Genomic DNA, 23,970 nt, shown 5'->3' with positions numbered 1-23,970 from the left:
TATAGCTTGTAAAGGTGATAACAATCTTGATGAAATAAAATAAACAATAAGACATGATAAAATTAAAATCACAATAGATGTTATAATTTGATCAAATACATCTTCAATAACTAATTTATCTAAATCATCTTGTTTTTGAATTGCACACGCTACATAGTTAACATGAGCATTTGAATTATTAATATTTGCACAAACTCCAAATCTTTTTTCTCTACTATTTATCCCAGTATATTCAAAAGTCTTATAATCACCTACTACTTTATGGTGATTTTTAATCTCATCGATGTTTGGGTATGATTTTAATATTAAAGACTTATCGTTAGATGCAAAAGGTATTGAACTAGTATTGTCAAAAACAAATACACTTCCTGGTAATTTTTCAAATGTTTTTTGTAGAGATGTTAAAAGTAAATCAACACCCAAAACAGCTATAAGTTTTCCATTTTTTTCAATAGGTACAGAATAAGTAAAACTAGGGAATTTTGTTACTGAATCTTCGTACACATCACTTACAAAAACACCTTTATTTTTTAATGCTCCCTTGTACCAATCTCGCGTAGTCGCATTATATTGAGGATCATCATAATAACTTATACCACCACCTCTTTTTCTAAAAGGTATTCCTTTCTTATCTGATTCTGCATCACTAACAAGCATGGTTCCATCAGGAAAACCAAGATATACTGCTAAAGTATTTGAACCGTCTTTAAATACTTTCAAATCCTTAGCAAAATATTCCCCTAATTTATCAAAATTTTCTGTCTGATATTTTGGTAATGAATCTATATATTTTTTTATAGATAATAGAATTTCAACATAACTTTCAATATAAGTTTCCACTTGAGCAGTAGTTACTAATAAATAATCTTTATTTGCATTTTTACTATTTATAATAAGATTTTCTCTACTTGAATAAAAAGCCATTGCCGTTACTATAAACAAAGCTAAAGCAACTATAATCCCTGTAGTATAAGAAAGTTTATTTTTTACACTAATAAAACTATTTTTAAAAAGCATTTATTTTCCTTGAATTTTATTATCATTATATTAATAATTCTATCAAAAAATTATAATAATAATTTTAAAAATTCATAAAAAAACAAAATATTTTTTAAAAATGTAAAATAAAGTGATAGATGTAGAAATTTTTTAGTAAAATAGCAGTGAAGTAAGACTTCACTGCTATAAAATTATAGTTTACTTTCGTTTTTGCTTAGATAATCAGCAACACCTTTAGGGTCAGCTTTCATACCTTCATCACCTTTGTTCCAGCCAGCTGGGCAAACTTCACCATGTTCATTAGTAAATAACATAGTATCAACCATTCTAATCATCTCATCAATGTTTCTTCCAAGTGGTAAGTCATTGATCACTGCATGACGAATTGTTCCATCAGCATCAAGTAAAAAAGAACCTCTTAAAGCAACTGCCTCTTCAAATAAAACATCAAAATTTCTCGCAATTTGTTTAGTTAAATCAGCTATTAAAGGAAATTTAACTTGACCTATACCACCTTGATTTACTGGCATATTTTTCCATGCAAAGTGAGAAAATTCATTATCACAAGATACGCCGATTACTTCAATACCTCTATCTTTAAAATCTTGATATCTTTTATCAAAAGCAATAATTTCAGATGGGCAAACAAAAGTAAAGTCTTTTGGATAGAAAAATACTACCGCGCCTTTTGGTCCTATATTTTTATAAAGATTAAAATCTTCAACTATTTGGTTATTTCCTAATACAGCTGGTGCTGTAAAGTCAATAGCTTTTTTAGTAACTATCATTTTTTATCTCCTAATTAATAAATTTTATTTGTAACAAAATAATATCATTTGTAAATTTAAAAATTTATTAATTGTGTAAAATTATCCATAATTTAATTTTATTATCAAAATTAATAGATTTTAAGAATAAAATTAACACAATTTTGATAATCTTGCATTTAACATTTAATATTAAGGAGTAAAAAATGGCAGTTAAAATTACTGATATATGTATAGCATGTGGTTCTTGTATAGATGAATGCCCAGTAAGTGCGATCGTAGATGATGCAAATAATCCTGAGGGCGAAGACAGATATTATGTTTATGCAGATAAATGTGTTGAATGTGTAGGACACAATGATCAACCAGCCTGTGCAAGTGCTTGCCCAACTGATGGTTGTATTGTATGGAGTGATGTAGTAGGTGGTCAACCAAGTCGTGATAACATCGGTAGTGATTTAAGAGACGGTTCAACTCCAGTATTTGCTTAATAAATTTAATGTAAGTATCTTGATTTCAAGTTACTTACAAACCCTTCTATAAACTCTAAACTTTTATATAAATTTAAAGCATTTTTTGATATAATTAGCTCTTTTTATAAATATAAAACTTATTTAAATTAAGGGGACGATTTTGGAAAAAACACTTTCTATTATTAAACCTGATGCAGTAAAAAAAGGTGTTATTGGTCAAATTTTAACACGCTTTGAAAACAATGGTCTAAGAATAGCAGCAACAAAAAAAATACAGCTTTCAGAAAAAGAAGCGCAAGAATTTTATGCTGTACACAAAGACAGACCTTTTTTTAAAGATTTAGTTGAATTTATGATCAGTGGTCCGGTTGTGGTTTCTGTTTTAGAAGGCGAAAATGCAGTGTTAAAAAACAGAGAATTAATGGGTGCTACAAATCCAAAAGAAGCAGCTCCTGGTACTATTAGAGCAGATTTTGCAGATAGTATTGATGCAAATGCGATTCATGGAAGTGATAGCTTAGAAAATGCAAAAATTGAAATAGAATTTTTCTTTTCAAAAACTGAAATTTTATAATGAAAATTGCCTTTGCAAAACTTAGCTCTGTGGCTTATCCTTTTAAGCTAGATCTTGATAATATAGTTTTTGAAGGAACTATTACAAAAGTCAATCCAAAATTAGCAAAAATAAAAGCTAATTTCAAAGGATTTACTTATAGAAACTGTGATCGATGTGGCGATGAAATGGAGTTTGAAATCGATCAAAATATAGAGCTTTTTGCAAGCGATGGAATTTTTAAAGATGAAAATAATACTTTAAGTGATACTATGGAGTTTTTTGACTCTCATATAGATTTAATAGAACTTGCCACAAGTGAGTTACAATCTTATTTAAGTGATTATTTTTATTGTAATAAATGTTTAAATCAATAAAGGAGTAAAAAATGGCAGTACCTAAGAGAAGAGTGAGTAAAACTCGTGCAGCAAAACGCAGAACTCATTATAAAGTTACCTTACCTATGCCTATAAAAGACAAAGATGGTAGCTATAAAATGCCTCACCGTGTAAATCCAGTAACTAAGGAATATTAATAACGATGACAAGCATTGCTATTGATGCAATGGGTGGTGATTTTGGGGAAAAACCTATCATAGAAGGTGTGATTCAAGCTCTAAAAGAGCGTGAATTTAAAGCTATCTTGGTAGGGGATCCTCAAAAACTAAAAACCTTGATTCCTCAAGAATTAAACTCATACATAGAATACGAAGAAGCTTTTGATGTGTTTGCTATGGATGAAAATTCCACAGATGCACTAAAAAGAAAAGATAGTACTATTTACAAAGCCATTGATTTAGTAAGAAATCAAAAAGCAAAAGCTGTTGTTTCTGCTGGGCATAGTGGAGCTACTATGAGTTTAGCTACATTAAGGCTTGGAAGATTAGCAAATATTGCTAGACCTGCAATTGCTACTTTAATGCCAAATATCCATTCAAGAACACTTGTACTAGATGTTGGAGCAAATGTTGATTGTAAAAGTGAGCATTTATTTCAATTTGCTATTATGGGTGAAGCCTATGCTAAAGAGATTTTAAAAATTGCCAAACCTAGAGTTGCTTTACTATCAAATGGCGAAGAAGAATGTAAGGGAAATGAGCTTACCAAAGAAACTCATCAACTCTTAAAGCAACTTCCAAATTTTGTCGGAAATGCCGAAGGTAGAGATATCTTTAATGGTACTATAGATGTATTAGTATGTGATGGATTTAATGGGAATATTTTACTTAAAACCGGCGAAGGTGTAGCAAGTGTTATCACAAAGCTTCTAAAACAAGAAATTCAAAAATCTTTTTTAGCAAAACTAGGCTATCTTTTAGCAAAACCAGCTTTTAATGAACTAAAAACTCATATTGACTATGAAGAATACGGTGGAGCTCCGCTTTTGGGTGTAAAAGAATGTGTCATTATAAGTCATGGAAAAAGTGGTCCAAAAGCTATAAAAAATGCTATTTTTCAAGCATTAAATTTCACACAATCAAATATAAACCAAACTATAGAAAAAGAACTTTCTAATTATGAAATCAACTAAAGCTTCCTTAAAAAGTATAGCTTCTTATATCCCTACAAAAACTCTGAGTAATTTTGACTTAGAAAAAATGGTTCAAACTAGTAATGAATGGATATTAAGAAGAACTGGTATAGAACAAAGACACATAGCAAATGATGATGAGAATACAAGCGATCTTGGTACTAAAGCAGCTATTAAAGCCATACAAAGAGCTAATTTAAATCCTCAAGATATAGATGCGATCATCGTAGCTACTTTAAGCCCTGATTATTTTACCATGCCATCAACTGCATGTAAAATCGCTCATAATTTGGGCTTAAAAAATATCACCGCTTTTGATATTTCTGCCGCATGCTCAGGATTTATTTATCTTTTAGAGCTTGCAAAATCTATGGTTGAAAGTGGTACTAAAAAAAATGTATTAATCATAGGAGCTGAAAAAATTAGTTCTATTATGGATTATACTGATAGAAGTATTTGCGTGCTATTTGGTGATGGAGCTGGGGCTGGGGTTGTGTCATTAGATGATAATTTTCCTATTATAGATACTCATACTGCAAGTGATGGGGAATTTGGAGATTTATTAATGACTCAAAGAGCTCAAAAAAGTAGTATCTGCTCTCCACTTTCCATGCAAATGAAGGGGAATGAAGTATTTAAAATCGCTGTGAATACCCTAAGTAATGATGTTATTGAAATTCTTGCAAAAAACGATATAAAAAGCAAAGAAATTGATCTTTTTATACCTCATCAAGCTAATTTAAGAATTATCAAGGCCGTACAAGAAAAATTAAACTTCAAAGATGAACAATGTGTAGTTACTGTTCAAAAATATGGCAATACCTCAGCTGCTTCAATTCCTATGGCAATGAATGATGCTTACGAGCAAGGTCGTTTAAAACAAGGTTCATTAATATTGCTTGATGCTTTTGGCGGAGGCTTTACTTGGGGTTCAGCATTGCTTCGTTTTGGCGGAGAAAATAACAACAAATAAGTAAAAACTTATTTGTTGTTAAAAGCTCCAATTTGATCTAATACTGACTTTCTAGTTTGATTATCTGAAGAATCTACGCGGATATAAAATTCAACTCTATTGTTTATTTCATCTTCTTTGTTTGCGCTCAAAGGATAATTTTCACCAAAACTAACCACTATAAGCTGAGCTGGATTAATTCCTCTAGTAATCAAATAATCAGCCACAACTTGAGCTCTTTTACTTGCTAAATCAAAATTTCTCTTAGGATCTTTATCACTTGCATCAGTATAACCTCTAAGTTCTATTTGAGCTTGTTTTGGCATTCTTTTTAAAACTTCGCTAATACGTTTTAGAAAATCTTGCACATCAGCTGAATCAATTTGTGTACTACCCCTAGCAAATTCAACCCTTGCAGGCAAATTTAAAACTATATTATTTTCTCTTTGATCTAATGCTGCTTTTAATTTTTCTATATTTTCTTGTTGGGTGATACTTAATTTTTTAAGCTTTTCAAGCTCTTCAACATTTGCATTAGATGGTGCACTGTATTTATTATGCACTTCACTTTCTTTTTCTAAAGGATTTGAAGCAGTAAATTCAAAAATTTTAACAAATTCAGTTTTTAAAGCCTCAGTTTTAGCGGGGTTACTTTCAGAAATCGCCCAAAGAGCAATAAAAAGCGCCAAAAGCAAACTTAAAAAGTCTGCATAAGGCACAGCCCATTTTTCACCTGCTGGACATTCTGGACATTTATGTTTTTTTCCCATTTTTTAACTCTTACTTATCAAATTGAGAAATTCTAGGCTCACCTTGTCCAAGATAATTAAACAATTTAGCCTCTAAATCCCTAGGGTTAGCTCCCTCTGCAATACTTACTATAGCATGCGAGATAACTATCCTTTCTTTAATGAGTTCATGAGCATTAGCTTTGATTTTATGACCCCAAGGTCCAAATAAAGCATAAGCACCAAAAATTCCAGTTACCGTTGCAGTAAATGCTCCTGCAATACCTGCTGCCATAGCTTGAGGATCATCTAAAAGTTGCAAAGCAAGCATAAGCCCCATAACCGCACCAACAAGTCCCATAGTAGGACAAGTCTCACCAAAACGGATCCAGTATTCTGCCGTTTCTTTGTAATATTCTTCCATTTCCTCTATTTGGATTTCCATGCTTTCTTTAATCTCTTCTACGCTCTTGCCATCAACCATCATCATCATGGTTTCTTTTAAAAACTCATTATCAATTTCATTAGTTTTTGACTCTAAAGCCAAAAGCCCATCTCTTCTTGCTATGATAGAGTATTCTACAAGCTCAGATATCCTTTGACTTAAATTTACCCCCGCACCTTTAAAGGCAAGTTTTAATTCTTTATAAGCTGCTTTAACAAATTTTTTATGAGTTGCTGTCATCGCACAAAAAGCCGCAGTTGGAACCACGATTAAAAATGAACTTAAATGCAAAACATGTAAAGGGTTACCACCCTCTAAAATATCCCCCACAGAAATACTAACAACAGCTAATACCATCCCAAGTATGGTTGAAAGATCCATTAATTATTCTCCTTATTTTAATGCGCCCCAATTTTTGGCAATACTTGATGAAGTTTTTAATTTAACTTTTAATTTTACAATATTTTCCATAATATCACTAGCATTTTTTGCAAATTCCTCACAAAGTTCATCTTTTACTTCAAAAATAAGCTCATCATGGATTTGTAAAATCAAACGTTTATTTTCATCTAAATCTTTTGCAATTTCTATCATTGCAAGTTTTATTATATCGGCAGCAGAGCCTTGAAGTGTAGAGTTAATACTCTCTCTTTCATACATCGCCACATGCATAGGCTTTGCATTTTCAAAGTCAAAATAACGCTTACGACCTAGCAAAGTCTTTATAAAACCATTTTGCTTAGCTTCATTTTTTACCTTTTCAAAATAGGTTTTAATGCTAGTAAAATTCTCAAAATATTTTTCAATATATTCTTTAGCTAACTTTGCTTCTATTTTTAAATTTTGACTCAAAGTCTTATAACCCATACCATAAATAAGACCAAAATTTATGCTTTTAGCAATACTTCTTGTCTCATAATCACTACGATTAAAAATCATAATAGCAGTTTTTGCATGAATATCCTCATCATTTAAAAAGGCCTCTAACAACTTTTCATCTTCGCTAAAATGCGCCAGCATTCTAAGCTCAATTTGTGAATAATCAAGTGAAATAAAACTAAATCCTTCTTTTGCTACAAAACAGGATTTATAATCTTTAGCATATTGACCATGCGCAGGGATGTTTTGTAAATTTGGATCCTTTGATGAAAGGCGTCCAGTAGCTGTTCCTGTTTGTAAAAAGCTTGAATAAATTCTTGAGTTTTCATCTTTTTTAGCTAATTTTAACAAAGGTTCACAATAAGTAGAAACTAATTTTGCAAGCTCTCTATAAGCTAAAATTTCTTTTACAATCGGATGGTTATCTAAAATAGCATTTAAAACCTTTTCATCAGTAGAATAACCTGTTTTACTTTTTTTACCACTTGGTAGCTTTAGTTTTTCAAATAAAATACCCCCTACTTGTTTAGGAGAGTTGATATTAAATTTTTCACCTGCTAAATCATATATTTTTTCACTTAATATTTTGATATCTTGATTAAAACTTTGCATTAAGCTTTCAAGCTTTTGAGTATCAAGCTTAATGCCGTTATTTTCCATCATAATAAGCACTTTGATAAATTCAAACTCACTTTTTTGTGCAAGCTCAAACAAAGGCTTTTCTAAATTTTTTAAAAAATACAAATAAAATCTTAAAGTGATATAAGCATCCTCGGCTGCATATTTACAAGCTTTTTCTACGTCCACTCCTGCAAAGTTTTCTCCTTTTTTTACCAAATCTTCAAAATGCAAAGTCTCATAATCAAACAATCTTTTTGCTAAATCATCCATATTTACACGCAAACTTGGCTCTTTAAGCCATGCAAGTATCATAGTATCAGCATAATTTTTTGGAGGAAGTAAATTAAAATTATTTTTTATAATCTCAAAATCATATTTAAGATTATGACCTATAACCATGCTTTGATAGATTTTTTCTATGCCTTTTTTGGCCACTTGCATAGAAATTTGCTTACAAACTCCCAAATAATCATGCGCAAGTGGCACATAAAAGGCTTCACTTTCATGAAAACAAAAGCTAAACCCTACTATCTTTGCTTCTTTGGTATCTAAGCCCGTAGTTTCAGTGTCAAAAGCAACAATGCTTTGATCATCAATTTTTTCTAAAATTTCAAATAATTCTTTCTCATCTAAAATTAATCTTGCATTAAATCCTAAATTTTTATCTTTATTAGTAGGATTAGTGCGTAGTTTTTTCAATAAAGCATTTAATTCATAATGCTCTAAAATATCCATAATCTTAAGCAAAGGTTCATCTTTTGGATACTCACAATTTAAAAGCATATCTTTTACATCTAAATTTTCATACAAAGAAGCAAGTTTTTTACTCAAAAAGGCATTTTCTTTGCCCTCAAGCAATAAATTACGACTTCTTTCATTACGCACTAGTGTTAAGTTTTCATAAATTCCCTCAATACTTTCAAACTCATCAAGTAAATTTTTAGCACCCTTAGCACCAATTCCTTTTACCCCTGGGATATTATCCGAGCTATCTCCACATAGAGCTAAAAAATCTCTTATTTGGCTAGGTTTTACCCCATATTTTTCCCAACATCCTGCTTCATTGTAATCATTTTTTGAAATAGGACTATAAATACTAACTTTATCATCTTTTATAAGTTGATACAAATCTTTATCTTGAGTAATAATTCTTATAAAAATATCCTTATTCTCACACTCTTTAACCAAAGATGCGATGATATCATCAGCTTCATATCCTTCGCAAGAAAAACTTGAAAAACCCATTTTTTCTATCATTTGAATACAAATTGGAATTTGAGCTAATAAATCAGGTGGAGGTGGAGTGCGGTTGATTTTATAATTTGGATCAATTTCACTTCTAAAAGTTTTTCCTTTACTATCAAGAGCAAAAATAATCATATCACTAGGATGTTCATTTTTCAAACTATAAATAAAATTAGCAAAACCGCTAATCATATTACTAGGCTCGCCTTTTGAATTTTTCAAACCCTTTAAAGCATAAAAAAGTCTAAAGAAAAAGCCAAAAGTATCAATTATGGTTAAAGTTTTCATTTGTTTCCTATATTAAAAAATAATAATAATTATCGCCCAAAATTATTTAAAAGTCGGTAAAAAGTATTAAATTTCCATTTTAAGCATTTTAGATAAAATTATCATTTTGAAATTTCAAATAAAGGTTTAATCTTGCAAACAAAATCAATCGCGGATGAAAATTTTCAAACTCCACAAGGAAAAAAAGCCTTCAAAAAGGCTGTGTTTTCGTGTTGGCTAGGAACTGCTATGGAATATGCAGATTTTGCACTTTATGGCTTAGCTGCAGCTACTGTTTTTTCAGAAGTTTTCTTTCCTGAACAAACTCCTGTTATAGCATTATTACTTAGTTTTGTTACTTATGGTATAGGTTTTATCGCTAGACCTATTGGAGCTTTATTTTTTGGATATTTAGGAGATAAATACGGAAGAAAAAATGTATTGATGAGCACCATTGCATTAATGGGTATTTCAACTACTTTAATTGGTTTTATACCAAGTTATGCAGTAATTGGAATTTGGGCTCCTATATGTTTGGTTATTTTGCGTTTTATGCAAGGCTTTGGTGCAGGTGCTGAGCTTTCGGGTGGGACTGTCATGCTTGGAGAATACGCTCCTAGCAAACATAGAGGTTTAATCTCTTCTATCATCGCTCTTGGATCAAATAGTGGAACCTTACTTGCAGCTTTTGTGTGGCTTTTAGTTACAAGTATGGATGATGCTAGTTTTAAAGAATGGGGATGGAGAATTCCTTTTATAGGAAGTATTTTTATAGCACTTTTTGCTGTTTATATGCGTTTAAATGTAAAAGAAACTCCTGTTTTTGAAAAACAAAAAGAATTAATGCTAAAAATTCGTCATGAAAATGAAGCACATATGAAAAAAGATGAAAGAACTTTTTGGCAAAAAAGTCGTGCGTTTTGGACTATGGTGGGTATAAGAATAGGAGAAAATGGACCATCTTATCTTGCACAAGGCTTTATAGTAGGTTATGTAACTAAAATTTTACTTCTTGATAAATCAGTAGCCACAACTGCTGTTGTTATCGCTTCTTTGGTGGGATTTTTAGTTATACCTTTAGCAGGATATTTAAGTGATAAATTTGGAAGACGCATTACCTATAGAACCTTTTGCTTGCTTTTAATGCTTTATGCCTTCCCTGCTTTTATGCTACTTGATAGTAAAAATGAAATTATTGTAATTTTAACTATCATCGTAGGTATGTCTTTGGCATCTTTAGGGATTTTTGGTGTGCAAGCTGCGTGGGGTGTAGAACTTTTTGGAGCAAAAAATCGTTATACTAAAATGGCGCTAGCAAAAGAATTTGGCTCTATACTTTCAGGAGGAACTGCTCCTATGATAGCTTCAGCTTTGCTTGCTTATTATGGTACTTGGTGGCCAATAGCCTTGTATTTTGTTATCACTGCAGGAATTGGTTTTATCACAACTTTCTTTGCACCAGAAACTAGAGGCAGGGATTTAAATTTAATAGAAGATGCGATATGATACGCCTTATTTTAGATACTGATATAGGTAATGGCGTAGCAGGGGCTAATACCGATGATGGTTTAGCCCTTGGACTTATTTTAGCCTCCAAAGAAATCAAACTTGAAATGATTAGCACTTTAAGTGGTAATGTACAAGCTTTAACCGCTTATAGTGTTGCTAAAGATTTATTAAATAAGCTTAATCTAGATATACCTTTGTATTTAGGTGCCCATGAAGCTTTATGTGAAGATAGTCATTTTTGGAGACAAAGACTAGATAAAAGCGTAGAAGAGTTTAAGCTTACTCATCTTTGGGATCATATAAAACCTATAAAAATCTTAGAAAACATAAGCCCAAATGCTTGTATGAAAATGGGTGAGCTTATTATGCAAAACCCGGGTGAAATTTCCATTTGTGCTATAGGACCTTTAACAAATATAGCCATAGCGATGAAGCTTTTTAAAGACTTTGATAAAAATGTGAAAGAAATTTTTATCATGGGTGGAAGTTTTGATATGCCTTATCATATCAAAGATACAAATTTTGGCTTTGATCCTGAAGCTGCTAGTATAGTTTTAAACTCAAGAGCTAAAATCACACTTGTTCCTTATAATGCAACAATGCAAACTATGCTCACACATGAAGATTTAAATGCTTTAGAAAATCAAAATCCTCTTTGTGATTTTTTAATACAAACTTTAAGAATTTGGATTGATTATGCAAGCAAAACAAGAGGTACAAATGGCACATGGATACATGATGCATTAACTATTGCTTATATGCTTGATCCTAATTTAGCAAATTTTGATGAGTATTTAGTAGATGTCATTTGTGATAGTACTTTTGCTAGAGGAAGCACGATAAGGTGTTTTAAAGATGCAAAAATGCCTATGAAAAATCATAAATTAAAAAATGCTATAAAAGTTTTAAAAGATATTGATAATGCTAGACTTTTAAATCTTTTAAAATCAAGACTTTTAAATGGAATTTGCTATGAAAATTACAAAAGCATAACGGCTTAATTTACCCAAGGCTATAAAAATACTTGCTTTTAAAAAAGAATACTTAGCAAATCCAAGCCCTAGTGCAAAAAGATCTCCCACTATGGGCAAAAAAGTAAAAAAAGCATACAAAGAGCCAAATTTTTTAAAGTTTGCATTGATTTTTTCTAATTTATACAAAGAGCCTTTAAAATATTTTTCTAAAATTTGACTCTCTCCAAAATAAGCTAATGCATAAGTACTTAAACTACCCAAAGTATTTCCCAAACTTGCAACAAATAAAATCATACAAGCATTAAAATCTAATTTCACAAAGGCAAGCACAAAAGCCTCACTTGCCATAGGCAAAAGAGTGCTAGAGAGAAAACATACTATAAAAAGCCCTATATAGCTTATGTCATTATATAAAAAATCAAACATTACAAATTTTCTTAGTATTTATTTTCCAAACTATCATTTTAAAGAATTTTTAATAACAATTATCTTAGAATGTAAAGTCATTTGGCAATTTTTTAAAAGGAAAAACTATGGAAAGGAAAAAAATTTCTAAACTAAATTTAGAATACTCGTTTAACAAAGCTTCTTTTTCTTGGCGTTAAGCCTGCTACTACATTTTCAATCATTTTTATTTTACATTTTTAGTTTTAGTTGATCATTTTTGATTTTATATTATAAATCATTTTAAGGAAATATTATGAAAAAATATTATGGAAAATTTGGTGGGCAATTTGTGCCAAATGAAGTAAAAATAGCATTAGATGAAGTAGAAAAAGCTTTTTTAAAACTCAAAAAAGATAAAGATTTTAACACAGAATTAAAAGAACTCTTAGCTAATTATGTGGGAAGACCTACGCCTTTATACCATGCTAAAAATTTAAGCAAGCTTTATAATCATGAAATTTATTTAAAAAGAGAAGACTTAACTCACACAGGAGCTCATAAGATCAACAATGCCATAGCTCAAGCCTTAATGGCAAAGAAAATGAATAAGAAAAAAATTATTGCAGAAACCGGAGCAGGACAACACGGGCTTGCAACCGCTACTGCAGCAGCACTTTTGGGACTTGAATGTGAGATATTTATGGGGGCTATTGATGTAAAAAGACAAGCCTTAAATGTCTATAAAATGGAGCTTTTAGGAGCAAAAGTTCATGCGGTAGAAAGTGGAAGTAAAACTTTAAGCGATGCAGTAGATGAGGCTTTAAATTTTTGGGTTAAAAATACCAAAGAAGTATTTTATGTAGTAGGAAGTGCAGTAGGACCTTATCCTTATCCGCAAATTGTTACGCATTTTCAAAGTATTATAGGTAAAGAATGTAAAATGCAACTTAGAAAATTAAATAAAAAAGTTGATTACATCATAGCAGCAGCTGGAGGTGGTAGCAATGCTGCTGGAATTTTTCATGCATTTTTAAAAGATGAAAAAGTTAAACTCATAGGCGTTGAAGCAGCAGGTTTAGGCAAAGATACACCTTATCATGCAGCCACACTTACTAAAGGTAAAGAAGGTATTATCCATGGTATGAAAACTAAGGTTTTACAAGATGATAAAGGAAACATTGCTCATACTTTTAGCATCTCTGCTGGGCTTGATTACCCTGGCATAGGTCCTTTGCACGCATATTTACAAGAAAGTAAAAGAGCAAGTTATCATGCTATTAGCGATGATGAGTGTATCAATGCTTTAAAATTATTATGTAAAGAAGAAGGTATTATACCTGCCATTGAAAGCTCACATGCATTAGCTTATCTAGAAAAACTTTGTCCGACTTTAAAGAAAAAAAGTGTGATAGTTGTAAATCTTTCAGGAAGAGGCGATAAAGATATGCAAAGTATTTATGAGTATAAAAAAGGTGAAATTTATGGTTGAAGGATAACTTCAACCAATTTATTTTTTTGTGTTTTTTAACTCTAAATTTAGATAATACCCCGTATAAGAACCACTTTTTTCATGATTTTTTGCAAGCTCTTCCACGCTACCTTTAGCTATAACCTTACCACCTTTAACTCCACCTTCAGGTCCCATATCGATGATATAATCAGCATTTTTAATCACATCTAAATTATGCTCTATCACAAACACACTATTTCCAAGATCGACTAAATGTTGCAAAACTAAAATAAGCTTATTAACATCTTCAAAATGAAGTCCTGTTGTAGGTTCATCTAAAATATAAAGAGTTTTTCCTGTATCGCTTCTGCTTAATTCTTTGGCTAGCTTAATACGCTGAGCCTCTCCGCCACTTAAAGTAGTTGCATTTTGTCCTAAGGTAAGATAATCAAGCCCAACTTTTACCAAAGTATCAAGTTTTTGCTTTATCTTTGGCACAGAAGTAAAAAACTCACTTGCTTCAATAATACTCATATTTAAAACATCAGCTATGCTTTTACCTTTATATTTAATCTCTAAAGTTGCATCATTATATCTTTTGCCATTACAAACATCACAAGTTACCATCACATCAGGCAAAAAGTGCATTTCTATTTTAATTTCACCATCTCCACTACACTTTTCACATCTTCCACCTTTAACATTAAAAGAAAAACGCCCTGCTTTATAACCTCGCATTTTAGCTTCTTTGGTAGCTGCAAAAAGATTACGAATTTCATCCATAGCACCTGTGTAAGTAGCAGGATTTGAACGTGGAGTCCTTCCTATAGGACTTTGATCAAGATAAATCACCTTATCAAGTTTTTCCAAACCTTCTATTTTGACCCCACTTAGTTTTTTAACTTTTTTAGCGCGGTTAAGCTCTTCTTTCGCAAATGGAAGCAAAGTTTGTAAAATTAATGAGCTTTTACCACTTCCTGAAACGCCTGTAATTGCTACAAGATTGCGTAATGGAAAATCTACACTTAAATTTTGAATATTATTAATACTCACATCTTTTAAACTAATAAAATCTTTTTGTTCTCTATTTTTTTGATGAGCAATTTGCTTTTTGCCACTCATATAAAGGGCAGTTTGGCTTTTGCTTTTTAACAATTCTTTATAAGTTCCACTAAATACAACCTCACCACCAAATTTACCAGCATTTGGACCAATATCTACGATAAAATCTGCTTCTTCTATAGTCATTTTATCATGCTCAACTACGATTAAAGTATTACCCTTTTGCTGAAGATTTCTTAAAGTTTTAATGAGTTTTGCTGTATCTCGTTCATGTAAACCAATGCTAGGCTCATCTAAAACATACATCACTCCACTTAAACCACTACCAATTTGAGATGCTATACGAATTCTTTGAGCCTCACCCCCGCTAATGGTTCTTGCATCACGCCCTAAAGATAAATACCCAAGTCCTACATCATAAAGAAAAAACAATCTTTCATTAATTTCTTTAAAAATAGGCTTAGCTATCAATCTTTCTTGTTCACTTAAATACGCAAAATTAGCTTCTTTTGAAAAAAATGCAGTGGTATTTTCTATGCTCATATCTAAAATTTCACCCAAATTTTTCTCAGCTACTTTTACAGCTAAACTTTCAGCTCTTAAACGATGACCATTGCAATCTTTGCAAGTTTTTTCACTCATATACTCGCTTAAATCTTTTTCATCTTTTAACATTTCATAGGCATATTTAACAGCACCTTCAAATTTACGACTTAAGCGATGTCTTTTCCATAAAAAGTTAATTTCCTTAGCATTACCATAAAGCACTAGACGCTTTTCTTCTTCACTTAACTCATTATATGGAATTTTTACCCTGATATCATTTTGCTCACAAAAGGCCATTAAAAACTTATAATAATAACTTTTATTAAACCCATATAAAAGCTTTATAGCTCCTGCTTCTAAGCTTAATTCTTCATTGATAAGTTTTTTCATATCTAGCGTATATCTTATACCAAGACCATCACAACTTGGACAAGCGCCTTTTGGAGAATTAAAAGAAAAACTCAAAGGCTCAAGCAAAGGAAAAGAAATTTTACAATCAAAACAAGCATTATGCTCACTATAATGAAAATGCTTAGGTATGTTTAATTCTTCATTATTTAAAACTTCAATTTCCACTTCACCAAAGCTCTCACTAAGCCCTTTTTCTATATCGCTTGCAAGTCTTGCTAACATATCATCTTGTACTTGAAGTCTATCTATTACAAGTTTTATTGTATGTTTTTTGGTTTTAGCAAGCTCAATATCCTCATCAAGACGCGTTAAAACTCCATCAATTTGTGCTCTAACATAGCCTTTTGCGACTAAATTTTCCAAAAGATCTGCAAAAGTTCCTTTTTTTTCTTTAATCAACGGCGCATAAATGATGATTTTAGCTCCTTTTGGAAGCTTTAAGATTTCACCTACGATATCTGCTGCACTCATAGATGAAATTTTTTGGCCACATTGATGACAATGTTGTGAGCCAATCCTTGCATATAAAAGTCTTAAATAATCATAAATTTCAGTAATAGTTCCAACAGTTGATCGAGGATTTTTAGAAGTTGTTTTTTGATCAATAGCAATAGCAGGAGTTAAACCTTCTATTTTATCAACATTTGGCTTACCCACTTTATCTAAAAACTGCCTTGCATAAGCACTTAAACTCTCAATATAGCGACGTTGTCCTTCTGCATAAAGCGTACCAAAAGCTAAAGTGGATTTACCACTTCCACTAAGTCCTGTAAAAACTATGAGTTTATTTTTAGGAATTTCTAGGTTGATATTTTTAAGGTTATTCTCTTTAGCACCAATGATATTTATTTTGTCATTATTCATAAAAATCCTCTTTTTACCTAATCAAGCATGTTTTTTAGCAAAATCTTTCATAAATTCACTTAACTTTTGAACCTTTTCAATGCTGATAGAATTATAAATACTAGCGCGAATTCCACCTAAAATTTTATGCCCCTTAAGACCTATCATACCATTTTCTTCAGCTTCTTTTACAAAAACTGGTTCTAAGTTTTTATCATGAGTTATATTAAAACTGACATTCATTAATGATCTATCCTCTTTTTTAGCATGACCTTTATAAAAACCATTACTCTCATCAATTACATCGTATAAAATTTTAGCCTTTTGTATGTTTTGCTCATTGATTTTATCTAAGCCGCCTTGATTTAAAAGCCATTTCATTTCAAGATTAAGCATATATATAGCAAAGGTTGCTGGAGTATTAAATAAAGAATTATTTTCAGCATAAACACTGTATTTTAACATACTAGGTATATTTTTGTTTTTACTACGCTCTATCATATCTTTGCGGATAAATGCACAAGCAAGTCCTGAAATTCCTGCATTTTTTTGCACTCCACCAAAAAGCATAGCAACATTAGAAAAATCTATCTTTTTAGAGAAAAAATCACTAGAAGCATCAATTATCAAAGGACTTTTAGTCTTTGGATAGCTTTTATACTGAGTTCCATAAATGGTATTATTAGAGCATATATAAGCATAATCTGCATTATCGCTAAATTCAAATTGTGGGATATGATCAAACTCACTTTCTTGGCTACTTGCTACTATTTTTGTATTTACTCCTAAAATTTCAGCCTCTTTAATAGCCTTTTTAGTCCAAACACCAGTATTAGCAAATTCACAAACTCCACCCATATATAAATTCATAGGTATCATAGCAAATTGCAAACTAGCCCCACCTTGCATTAAAAGCACTTCATAATCATCATTTACACCATAAAGCTCTTTTGCCATTTTAATAGCTTCAAAATGCACTTCTTCAAAAACCCTTCCACGATGAGAAACTTCCATAATAGAAAAGCCTTTGCCATGATAATCAAACAAATGCTCCTGTGCTTCTTTTAAAACCTCATCAGGTAGATTTGAAGGACCTGCACTAAAATTCATTACTCTCATTTTGTCTCCTTTTTATAGTATTTGGGCTTCTTTGCTCTCATTTATTGAGCAAAGTTTTATAATATCTCCCTTTTTTAGTTTTTCAAGAGAGATATTTTTGCCATCTTTTTGTAAATTTATCAAATTTTTACTTTTATCAAAGAAATTTTTATGCTGAGTTAAAAGCTCTTCAAAATTATTAAGTTTGTTTTCATAATTTAATAATTTTAAATTTAAAACACTCTTTAGTTGACTTTGTAAAAAATCAAGTTTTTGTTTTCTAAGAAAAAAAGCATTTTCTAAAGATTTAGCTTTGGCTAAATTTTGCAAGTGATCGATTTTGTTTTGATAAAATTTAAGATGATTTAACATTTGGTTTTTAAAACGCATAGCAAGCTCATCAAGTCCTTGTTCTAAGCTTAGTTTATTTGGAAAAATCATATCAATAGCTGCGCTTGGAGTTGGCGCTCTTAAATCTGCTACAAAATCACTAATAACATAATCAATCTCATGTCCAATAGCAGAAACAACAGGTGTTTTTAAAGAAAAAATACATCTTGCAAGTTCTTCATCATTAAAACAAAACAAATCCTCTCTACTCCCGCCACCTCTTGCTAAAATAATCGCATCTAAATTATACTCATTGGCTTTTTTTAAAGCATTTATCAAAGAATTTGGAGCGCTTTGTCCTTGAGTTAGAGCATTAAAAATAGTTATTTTACAAAGATTGTATTCCTTTTGTGAAATTAGCTTTAGCATATCTTGCAAAGCTGCTGAAGTAAAAGAAGTGATTATGCCTATTTTTTTAGGAAATTTAACAATGCTTTTTTTAACATTTGTATCAAACAAACCTTCTTTTTCAAGCTTTTCTTTTAGGGCTAAAAATTTAGCTTCTAAATCCCCAAGGCTTGTTTTTTGCATACTTTTAGCGATAAATTGATACCTACCACTTGCTTCATATAAACTCACATAACCTCTTAGATCAAGCATATCGCCAACCTTAGGTTTAGCTTGAACAAATTGATTAAAGCCTTTAAACATCACGCAAGCTATGCTTGATTTTTCATCTTTTAAATCAAAATACCAATGTCCTGAACTATGAATGGTAATTTTAGAAATTTCTCCACTAAGCTCTATATCATCAAGATGAAATTCTAATAAACTTTTAGCCTTTAAATTAAGTTCTGAAACTTTCATTTTTTTCTTGCAATAAACATAGAGCAAACACCAAAGCTAAAGCTTTTATACTCTAGCATTTCAAAGTGCACACTCAATTCTTTAATAAATTCTTCTTTGCTTAAAAAATCTTCTATAGAATTTGGCAAATACTCATAAGCACTATAATTTTTACTGATAAATCCACCCACTTTTGGCAAAATATTTTTTAAGTAAAAATCCCTACAAGCAGCTATAAAACCACCCTGCTCTCTTTTGGTAAATTCAAGTACAAGTAAAATCCCATCCTTTTTTAACACTCTTGCAAATTCTTTTATAGCTTCTTTTCTATCTACCACATTGCGTATGCCATAACTTATACTTATGATGTCTGCACTTTCATTTTCGAGTGGAAGTTCTTGTGCTTTTGCTTGTACAAAAGTCGCATCAGGAATTTTTTTCCTAGCCACTTCAAGCATGCCCGCACTTGGATCAACCCCTTTTACACTAATGATATTTTTATTTGCTCTTAAGGCTTGATTTTGCCATTCTATAATCATATCGCCCGTACCACAAGCTACATCGATAATATCAAGCTCATTATTAGAAAATTTAAAAACATCCAAACAAGCTTTTTTTCTCCAACTCACATCACTTCCAAAACTTAAAATTCTATTAGCCTTATCATAAGTTGGTGCTATATCATCAAACATTTTAACTATTTTTTCTTGTTTTTGCATGTTTTTCCTAACTATATATTTTTAATTTTTTGATGCTTTTTTCAATTTGTTTTATTATATTTTCATCATAAGAATTTTGGTCTAAATGCTTATACTTAAAATAATTTTTCAACTTTTTAATGCTTTTTTCTTCAAACATAGTTGCAAAATAGCATAATAAAAATTTTATTTTTTCTAATTCTTCTTCAAGATTTGTTTGAGATTTTACAATTTTTTTCTTTAAAAAAACTAATTCTTTTCTTAGTTTAAAAGCTATTAAAGACTTTAAAATTTGATTTTTTCCTTGATAAAATTCATAATCATTTTTTAAAATAAAATCCATATCAAGAAAAATATCATTAATTTTTTCATCGCTTAAAATAAAAATATATTTTTCTAATTCAAACTCATGGTATTTTTTCATATTAATTTGATTTATCAAAAATGAAAATTGTTGTTTTAGCTTATTTTGAATATTTTTTTCAAAAAGAGTATCAAAAACATCAAAACAAAAACAAATTTGCTTAAGGCTTATAAAACATTGTTCCAAGTTTTTTTCACTTGAATTTTTTAAAAAATTTAATCTGTCATTTTTTAAGTTTTTTAAAAGAACAAAAAGTAAAATTTTACCAGCTGAAAAACTTTGAATTTGATTTGGAAAATGCAAGTTAATATCTTTTTGTTTATCTAAAATTTTAATACATCTAGCACTATCAAAAACTTTAGAAAGATCCCCATATAATGCTAAATTTTTACTATAAAAATTCTCATCATCTGTAATTTCTTTATAATTTTTAAAAAAATGAGGTAAATCAAACCGCTTTGCTTCTTCAACGGCGGAAAAAATCACTTTTAAAATGACCAAATTTTTTAAATTGTTTTTAAAATTATAAAGGAAAAATTGGGTATTATCAAGCTCAAAACTAATTCTTGTTTTTTTTATTATATTGGTTATAGCATTTTTACTTTTTTGATGTTTAAATTCTTTTTTAGATATTTTATGAGTTTTTTTATCTAAAATATCATGTAATTTATAAAATGTAAATTGATAATAATCTTGATTGATTTTTTTATATTTGATATCACAAAAAGGATTTATACGTGTAAAAAATACACGTATTTTATCCTTAGAATAAGCAAGTTTTTCTTCTTTTAAAATTTTGATAAAATCATCGTTTTCAATTAAAAAGCGTCTTTGTACTTCACAAATCATTTTACTTGCAAAATTTACAACCATTCACATAAGCAAATACGCCAAGATAATCAATAATATTACCAATCTTTTTCTCAAGATCTTCTTGGTATTTATTAATCCCACTATCTTCATAGTGCACATCTTCTATGTGATTGCATTTGCTACAAATTACATGAATATGTGGATATTCATAAATGTCATAACAAGTTTTTTGATTTGGAGTATTAATTTCTACTACCAAACCTTGTTCTTTTAAGGTATTTAAATTTTTATATACCGTAGCTAATGAGATAGAAGGATATTCTTCTTTAATACTTTCATACAAAGATTCTATATTAGGATGCTCGTGGCGTTTTAAAATTTTTAAAATACAAAGTCTTTGTGGAGTAGCTTTTAAATCACAATTTTTAAGCATTTGAATAAGTTCCATAGTCTATTCTCCAAATATTTTTACTTATAGTATAACTCTTTTTTTATAAAAAAATGATTATATTAAAAGATATTTTTTATCTTTTAATAAATTTTAATTTTTTGACACAATGAATCAATATCAAGCTCTAAAAATTTTTCCACTTCACTTGTTTTGCCATGGGCTATAAATTGATCTTCAAATTCAAAACTTGCTAGTTTTATATGATAAAGATTTTCTTTTTGTAAAAAATTTGCAATCAAACTTCCCACTCCACCTATTTTAGCACTATCTGAAAAAACAAACCAAGTTTTTGTATCTTTTGCCAACTCTTTTAAAAGCTCTTCATCTAAAGGCTTTGCAAAAATCAAATCTATTAAGCTCGCATAATCTAATCCAAGTTTATCTAAAGCTAATTTTGCCTTAGCCACACCTTGACCAAAACCTAAAAATACTTTATCACTTTGTACTTTAGATAAAATTTGAGCTTTAGCAAGTTTTATCTCACATGGATTAAAATCATCATTTAATAAAAAATTACCCCTAGGATAGCGAAAAGCAAAAACGCCTTGATGAAAATATGCATACTCCATAATATTTTCCATCATAGCCTCATCTCTTGGAGCTGCTAGAGTAATATTTGGTATAGCACTTAAAAAGCTAATATCAAAAATACCCTGATGAGTTTCTCCATCTTCTCCTACAATTCCTGCTCTATCCATAGCTATAACTACATTTAAATTCATAATAGCACAATCATGAATTACTTGATCATAAGCTCTTTGCATAAAAGTACTATAAATTGCTATAAAAGGTTTAAAACCTTCTTTTGCCATAGCAGCCATAGAAGTAACTGCATGTTGTTCTGCAATTGCGACATCCCAAAAACGTTCAGGATATTTCTCTATTAATTTATCAAGTCCAGTACCACTTGGCATAGCAGCAGTTACACCCACTATATTTTCATATTTTTGAGCTAAATTCAGTAGGGTATTTGAAAAAATTTCTGTGGCGCTTTTTTTACTTATATTTGCCTTTAAACTCTCCCCGCTACTTCTATCAAAAGCACCTACTCCATGCCATTTAGCATTTTTTCCCTCGGCTAATGCATAACCCTTGCCTTTGATAGTTTGCGCATGCACAACGCAAGGTTTTTTCATAGCTTTTGCTTGATTGAGTGCATTAATAACCTCATTTAAATTATGTCCATCAATAGGACCAATATACTCAAGTCCTAATTCCTCAAACAAAAGTCCAGGTGTGATAAGCCTTAAGCCTTCTTCAAAACGCTTTGCCATATAAGAAGCGCCTTGAGGAAAGTACTCTAAAAGATTTTCTATGCGTTTTTTAAATTTTTGATAAAACTGCGTTGCCATTGCCTGAGAAAGGTATTTTGAAATAGCTCCAATTGGCCTTGATATACTCATTTCATTATCATTTAAAATGATTACACAAGAGTATTCTCTATCACCAAGTTCATTTAAAGCTTCATAAGCCATACCTGCACTTAGCGCTCCATCACCTATTAATACAACAGGCAAACGATCTTCGTTTTTTAATCTTATAGCCTTGCAAGCTCCAACTGCTAAAGATATAGAAGTGCTTGAATGTCCTGCTACAAAATAATCTCCCTCATCAGGCTTTGTATAACCACTTAAACCATTAAACTGTCTTAGAGTATGAAAATTATTTATTTTACCACTTAAAAGCTTGTGTGGATAAGATTGGTGTGAAACATCAAAAATAAAAGGATCTTTTTTTACATCAAAAACATAATGCATAGCTATACTAAGCTCAACTACACCTAAATTTGAACTTAAATGTCCGCCATTTTTACTCACTGTGTCTATAATAACTTCACGCAAATTGTTAGCTAAATTTTCTAACTCTTTAATTTGCATATTTTTAATATTTAAGTTATTTAAGTCTATCATTCATTAACCATATTTTTGATTTTTTGCAAACGATTATTAAGGTTTGATTCTATATTGCCTGCATCACTTAATATTAAAATACTCCCCTTATTAATCGCATCATCAAGACTAAATTTGATATTACTTTGCTCTTGTTCTAAATGTGATTTTACATATTCAAAATCATCAGGGCTAAGTTTTAATTCTATTTTAGTAGCATTTTTAAGCTCATTCATAAGCTCTTTTGCTAAATTTAATGCTATAAGTGAGGAATTTTCCTCAAGTTCTTTTGCAATCACTTCTTTTGCGATAATTACAGCTGTATCGGCTAATTCTTTTTCATTTTTAGATAAAAACTCATTTAAATTTTGCACTGTATTTTCAAGTTTTTCTACACTTTTTAAGTATTTTTCTTTTAAAGCTTCTAATTCACTTTCAAAATTTTTTTGAGCTTGCTCATAACCTTCTTTGGTAAATTTTTCTTTTGCATGTTCTAATTCTGTATTTAAGCGATTGTTAAATTCAGCCTCTTGACTTTCTATTTGCATTTGTAATTTAATAATATTTCCTGACATTTCATCAGTTTTTTTAAGCAAATCTTCTACAAAATCAGGTTGGATTTGTGGTTGTGGAGCTTGTGGGGTAGTTTCTACTGTTTGATTTTCCACTGCTTGCTGAGTAGTATTTTGAGCCAGAGGAGTTTGATTTATAGTTTGAGTTTCTTCTTGTTTTTGCTCTTCATTAGAAGACATTTCACTCATAACTTTAAAATGATATCCCTCAACTACATGAGCAGAAATATTTTCAGGTGAAATTACATTAGTTAATTTAGCCATAATC

Annotated in this window: 23 protein-coding genes; 9 read left to right on the top strand and 14 right to left on the bottom strand. The window is 30.4% G+C overall.

The window, feature by feature from the left end; translation table 11 throughout:
• Together CAMP5082_RS04785 and CAMP5082_RS04780 are read right to left on the bottom strand one after the other, a co-directional pair.
• Positions 1-1,017 (bottom strand): cache domain-containing protein (locus CAMP5082_RS04785; protein ID WP_337206060.1); only part of this gene is annotated, 1,017 nt, incomplete at its 3' end.
• 173 nt (positions 1,018-1,190) lie between these two features.
• The gene (locus tag CAMP5082_RS04780; protein WP_264284920.1) at positions 1,191-1,787 is read right to left on the bottom strand and encodes a peroxiredoxin; all 597 of its coding nucleotides are present in this window, start codon (positions 1,785-1,787) and stop codon (positions 1,191-1,193) included.
• 185 nt (positions 1,788-1,972) lie between these two features.
• Between CAMP5082_RS04780 and CAMP5082_RS04775 the strand changes: the two genes are divergently transcribed.
• The 6 genes from CAMP5082_RS04775 (at position 1,973) to CAMP5082_RS04750 (ending at position 5,295) form a co-directional block, all read left to right on the top strand.
• Complete coding sequence (locus CAMP5082_RS04775) at positions 1,973-2,257, top strand: DUF362 domain-containing protein (protein ID WP_173786825.1); 285 nt, start codon at positions 1,973-1,975, stop codon at positions 2,255-2,257.
• A 142-nt stretch (positions 2,258-2,399) separates the two neighbouring features.
• The gene (gene ndk / locus CAMP5082_RS04770; protein WP_337206059.1) at positions 2,400-2,813 is read left to right on the top strand and encodes a nucleoside-diphosphate kinase; all 414 of its coding nucleotides are present in this window, start codon (positions 2,400-2,402) and stop codon (positions 2,811-2,813) included.
• Positions 2,813-3,169, top strand: coding sequence for a hypothetical protein (locus CAMP5082_RS04765; protein WP_337206058.1), 357 nt, complete (start codon positions 2,813-2,815; stop codon positions 3,167-3,169). The genes ndk and CAMP5082_RS04765 overlap by 1 nt, the downstream gene beginning before the upstream one ends.
• A gap of 11 nt (positions 3,170-3,180) precedes the next feature.
• Entirely contained in the window at positions 3,181-3,327 is a 147-nt protein-coding gene (gene rpmF / locus CAMP5082_RS04760; RefSeq protein WP_012662034.1) for a 50S ribosomal protein L32, read from the top strand.
• 5 nt (positions 3,328-3,332) lie between these two features.
• Positions 3,333-4,322, top strand: coding sequence for a phosphate acyltransferase PlsX (gene plsX, locus CAMP5082_RS04755; RefSeq protein WP_263663938.1), 990 nt, complete (start codon positions 3,333-3,335; stop codon positions 4,320-4,322).
• Positions 4,309-5,295: a beta-ketoacyl-ACP synthase III gene (locus CAMP5082_RS04750; protein ID WP_337206057.1), complete on the top strand. Its 987-nt coding sequence runs from the start codon at positions 4,309-4,311 to the stop codon at positions 5,293-5,295. Before plsX ends, CAMP5082_RS04750 begins: the two co-directional genes overlap by 14 nt.
• 8 nt (positions 5,296-5,303) lie before the next feature.
• On the opposite strand, the gene motB is transcribed toward CAMP5082_RS04750, so the two are convergent.
• From motB to polA, 3 genes are read right to left on the bottom strand one after another with little or no spacing between them, the layout of a single operon-like run.
• Positions 5,304-6,044, bottom strand: coding sequence for a flagellar motor protein MotB (motB, locus tag CAMP5082_RS04745; RefSeq protein ID WP_263663936.1), 741 nt, complete (start codon positions 6,042-6,044; stop codon positions 5,304-5,306).
• Between the two features lie 10 nt (positions 6,045-6,054).
• Positions 6,055-6,828 carry a flagellar motor stator protein MotA gene (motA, locus tag CAMP5082_RS04740; protein WP_337206056.1) on the bottom strand — a complete coding sequence of 258 codons (774 nt, stop codon included), beginning with the start codon at positions 6,826-6,828 and terminating at the stop codon, positions 6,055-6,057.
• Between the two features lie 12 nt (positions 6,829-6,840).
• Positions 6,841-9,480, bottom strand: a complete 2,640-nt coding sequence (gene polA, locus CAMP5082_RS04735) for a DNA polymerase I (RefSeq protein WP_337206055.1) — start codon at positions 9,478-9,480, stop codon at positions 6,841-6,843.
• A gap of 132 nt (positions 9,481-9,612) precedes the next feature.
• On the opposite strand from polA, the gene CAMP5082_RS04730 reads away from it, so the two are divergent.
• Positions 9,613-10,965: an MFS transporter gene (locus tag CAMP5082_RS04730; RefSeq protein WP_258109029.1), complete on the top strand. Its 1,353-nt coding sequence runs from the start codon at positions 9,613-9,615 to the stop codon at positions 10,963-10,965.
• Complete coding sequence (locus CAMP5082_RS04725) at positions 10,965-11,969, top strand: nucleoside hydrolase (protein WP_337206065.1); 1,005 nt, start codon at positions 10,965-10,967, stop codon at positions 11,967-11,969. Before CAMP5082_RS04730 ends, CAMP5082_RS04725 begins: the two co-directional genes overlap by 1 nt.
• Here the strand turns inward: CAMP5082_RS04725 and CAMP5082_RS04720 are convergent.
• On the bottom strand, positions 11,925-12,368 hold the full coding sequence (locus CAMP5082_RS04720) for a YqaA family protein (protein ID WP_337206054.1): 444 nt from the start codon (positions 12,366-12,368) through the stop codon (positions 11,925-11,927). The two genes, CAMP5082_RS04725 and CAMP5082_RS04720, sit on opposite strands and share 45 nt — an antisense overlap.
• 271 nt (positions 12,369-12,639) lie before the next feature.
• Here CAMP5082_RS04720 and trpB point away from each other — a divergent pair, with 271 nt between their 5' ends.
• Positions 12,640-13,818 carry a tryptophan synthase subunit beta gene (gene trpB / locus CAMP5082_RS04715; RefSeq protein WP_039619183.1) on the top strand — a complete coding sequence of 393 codons (1,179 nt, stop codon included), beginning with the start codon at positions 12,640-12,642 and terminating at the stop codon, positions 13,816-13,818.
• 18 nt (positions 13,819-13,836) lie between these two features.
• On the opposite strand, the gene uvrA is transcribed toward trpB, so the two are convergent.
• The 8 genes from uvrA to fliH all read right to left on the bottom strand — a co-directional run bounded on the left by uvrA (position 13,837) and on the right by fliH (position 23,966).
• On the bottom strand, positions 13,837-16,662 hold the full coding sequence (uvrA, locus tag CAMP5082_RS04710; RefSeq protein ID WP_337206053.1) for an excinuclease ABC subunit UvrA: 2,826 nt from the start codon (positions 16,660-16,662) through the stop codon (positions 13,837-13,839).
• A 21-nt stretch (positions 16,663-16,683) separates the two neighbouring features.
• On the bottom strand, positions 16,684-17,760 hold the full coding sequence (serC, locus tag CAMP5082_RS04705) for a phosphoserine transaminase (RefSeq protein WP_337206052.1): 1,077 nt from the start codon (positions 17,758-17,760) through the stop codon (positions 16,684-16,686).
• A 12-nt stretch (positions 17,761-17,772) separates the two neighbouring features.
• The gene (gene xseA / locus CAMP5082_RS04700; protein WP_337206051.1) at positions 17,773-18,936 is read right to left on the bottom strand and encodes an exodeoxyribonuclease VII large subunit; all 1,164 of its coding nucleotides are present in this window, start codon (positions 18,934-18,936) and stop codon (positions 17,773-17,775) included.
• Complete coding sequence (gene ubiE / locus CAMP5082_RS04695) at positions 18,933-19,634, bottom strand: bifunctional demethylmenaquinone methyltransferase/2-methoxy-6-polyprenyl-1,4-benzoquinol methylase UbiE (protein WP_337206050.1); 702 nt, start codon at positions 19,632-19,634, stop codon at positions 18,933-18,935. The genes xseA and ubiE overlap by 4 nt, the downstream gene beginning before the upstream one ends.
• A 7-nt stretch (positions 19,635-19,641) precedes the next feature.
• On the bottom strand, positions 19,642-20,826 hold the full coding sequence (locus CAMP5082_RS04690) for a hypothetical protein (protein WP_337206049.1): 1,185 nt from the start codon (positions 20,824-20,826) through the stop codon (positions 19,642-19,644).
• A gap of 1 nt (position 20,827) precedes the next feature.
• Positions 20,828-21,238 (bottom strand): peroxide-responsive transcriptional repressor PerR, encoded by a 411-nt coding sequence (gene perR, locus CAMP5082_RS04685; RefSeq protein ID WP_337206048.1) that lies wholly within the window; start codon positions 21,236-21,238, stop codon positions 20,828-20,830.
• 83 nt (positions 21,239-21,321) lie between these two features.
• Positions 21,322-23,151, bottom strand: a complete 1,830-nt coding sequence (gene dxs / locus CAMP5082_RS04680) for a 1-deoxy-D-xylulose-5-phosphate synthase (protein ID WP_337206047.1) — start codon at positions 23,149-23,151, stop codon at positions 21,322-21,324.
• Positions 23,148-23,966: a flagellar assembly protein FliH gene (gene fliH, locus CAMP5082_RS04675; protein ID WP_263706706.1), complete on the bottom strand. Its 819-nt coding sequence runs from the start codon at positions 23,964-23,966 to the stop codon at positions 23,148-23,150. The genes dxs and fliH overlap by 4 nt, the downstream gene beginning before the upstream one ends.
• Positions 23,967-23,970 lie beyond the last annotated feature (4 nt).

The organism is Campylobacter sp. LMG 17559 (genome assembly GCF_024723605.1).
Taxonomy (GTDB): Bacteria; Campylobacterota; Campylobacteria; order Campylobacterales; family Campylobacteraceae; genus Campylobacter_D.
The sequence above is the reverse complement of the archived record's forward strand: the minus strand, read 5'-3'. Positions and strand labels throughout refer to the sequence as shown.

Coding starts and splice junctions, on each gene's coding strand:
- CAMP5082_RS04780 (WP_264284920.1), bottom strand. CDS start 1,787: ATGATAGTTACTAAAAAAGCTATTGACTTTACAGCACCAGCTGTATTA.
- CAMP5082_RS04775 (WP_173786825.1), top strand. CDS start 1,973: ATGGCAGTTAAAATTACTGATATATGTATAGCATGTGGTTCTTGTATA.
- CAMP5082_RS04765 (WP_337206058.1), top strand. CDS start 2,813: ATGAAAATTGCCTTTGCAAAACTTAGCTCTGTGGCTTATCCTTTTAAG.
- rpmF (WP_012662034.1), top strand. CDS start 3,181: ATGGCAGTACCTAAGAGAAGAGTGAGTAAAACTCGTGCAGCAAAACGC.
- plsX (WP_263663938.1), top strand. CDS start 3,333: ATGACAAGCATTGCTATTGATGCAATGGGTGGTGATTTTGGGGAAAAA.
- CAMP5082_RS04750 (WP_337206057.1), top strand. CDS start 4,309: ATGAAATCAACTAAAGCTTCCTTAAAAAGTATAGCTTCTTATATCCCT.
- motB (WP_263663936.1), bottom strand. CDS start 6,044: ATGGGAAAAAAACATAAATGTCCAGAATGTCCAGCAGGTGAAAAATGG.
- motA (WP_337206056.1), bottom strand. CDS start 6,828: ATGGATCTTTCAACCATACTTGGGATGGTATTAGCTGTTGTTAGTATT.
- polA (WP_337206055.1), bottom strand. CDS start 9,480: ATGAAAACTTTAACCATAATTGATACTTTTGGCTTTTTCTTTAGACTT.
- CAMP5082_RS04720 (WP_337206054.1), bottom strand. CDS start 12,368: ATGTTTGATTTTTTATATAATGACATAAGCTATATAGGGCTTTTTATA.
- uvrA (WP_337206053.1), bottom strand. CDS start 16,662: ATGAATAATGACAAAATAAATATCATTGGTGCTAAAGAGAATAACCTT.
- serC (WP_337206052.1), bottom strand. CDS start 17,760: ATGAGAGTAATGAATTTTAGTGCAGGTCCTTCAAATCTACCTGATGAG.
- xseA (WP_337206051.1), bottom strand. CDS start 18,936: ATGAAAGTTTCAGAACTTAATTTAAAGGCTAAAAGTTTATTAGAATTT.
- ubiE (WP_337206050.1), bottom strand. CDS start 19,634: ATGCAAAAACAAGAAAAAATAGTTAAAATGTTTGATGATATAGCACCA.
- CAMP5082_RS04690 (WP_337206049.1), bottom strand. CDS start 20,826: ATGATTTGTGAAGTACAAAGACGCTTTTTAATTGAAAACGATGATTTT.
- perR (WP_337206048.1), bottom strand. CDS start 21,238: ATGGAACTTATTCAAATGCTTAAAAATTGTGATTTAAAAGCTACTCCA.
- dxs (WP_337206047.1), bottom strand. CDS start 23,151: ATGATAGACTTAAATAACTTAAATATTAAAAATATGCAAATTAAAGAG.
- fliH (WP_263706706.1), bottom strand. CDS start 23,966: ATGGCTAAATTAACTAATGTAATTTCACCTGAAAATATTTCTGCTCAT.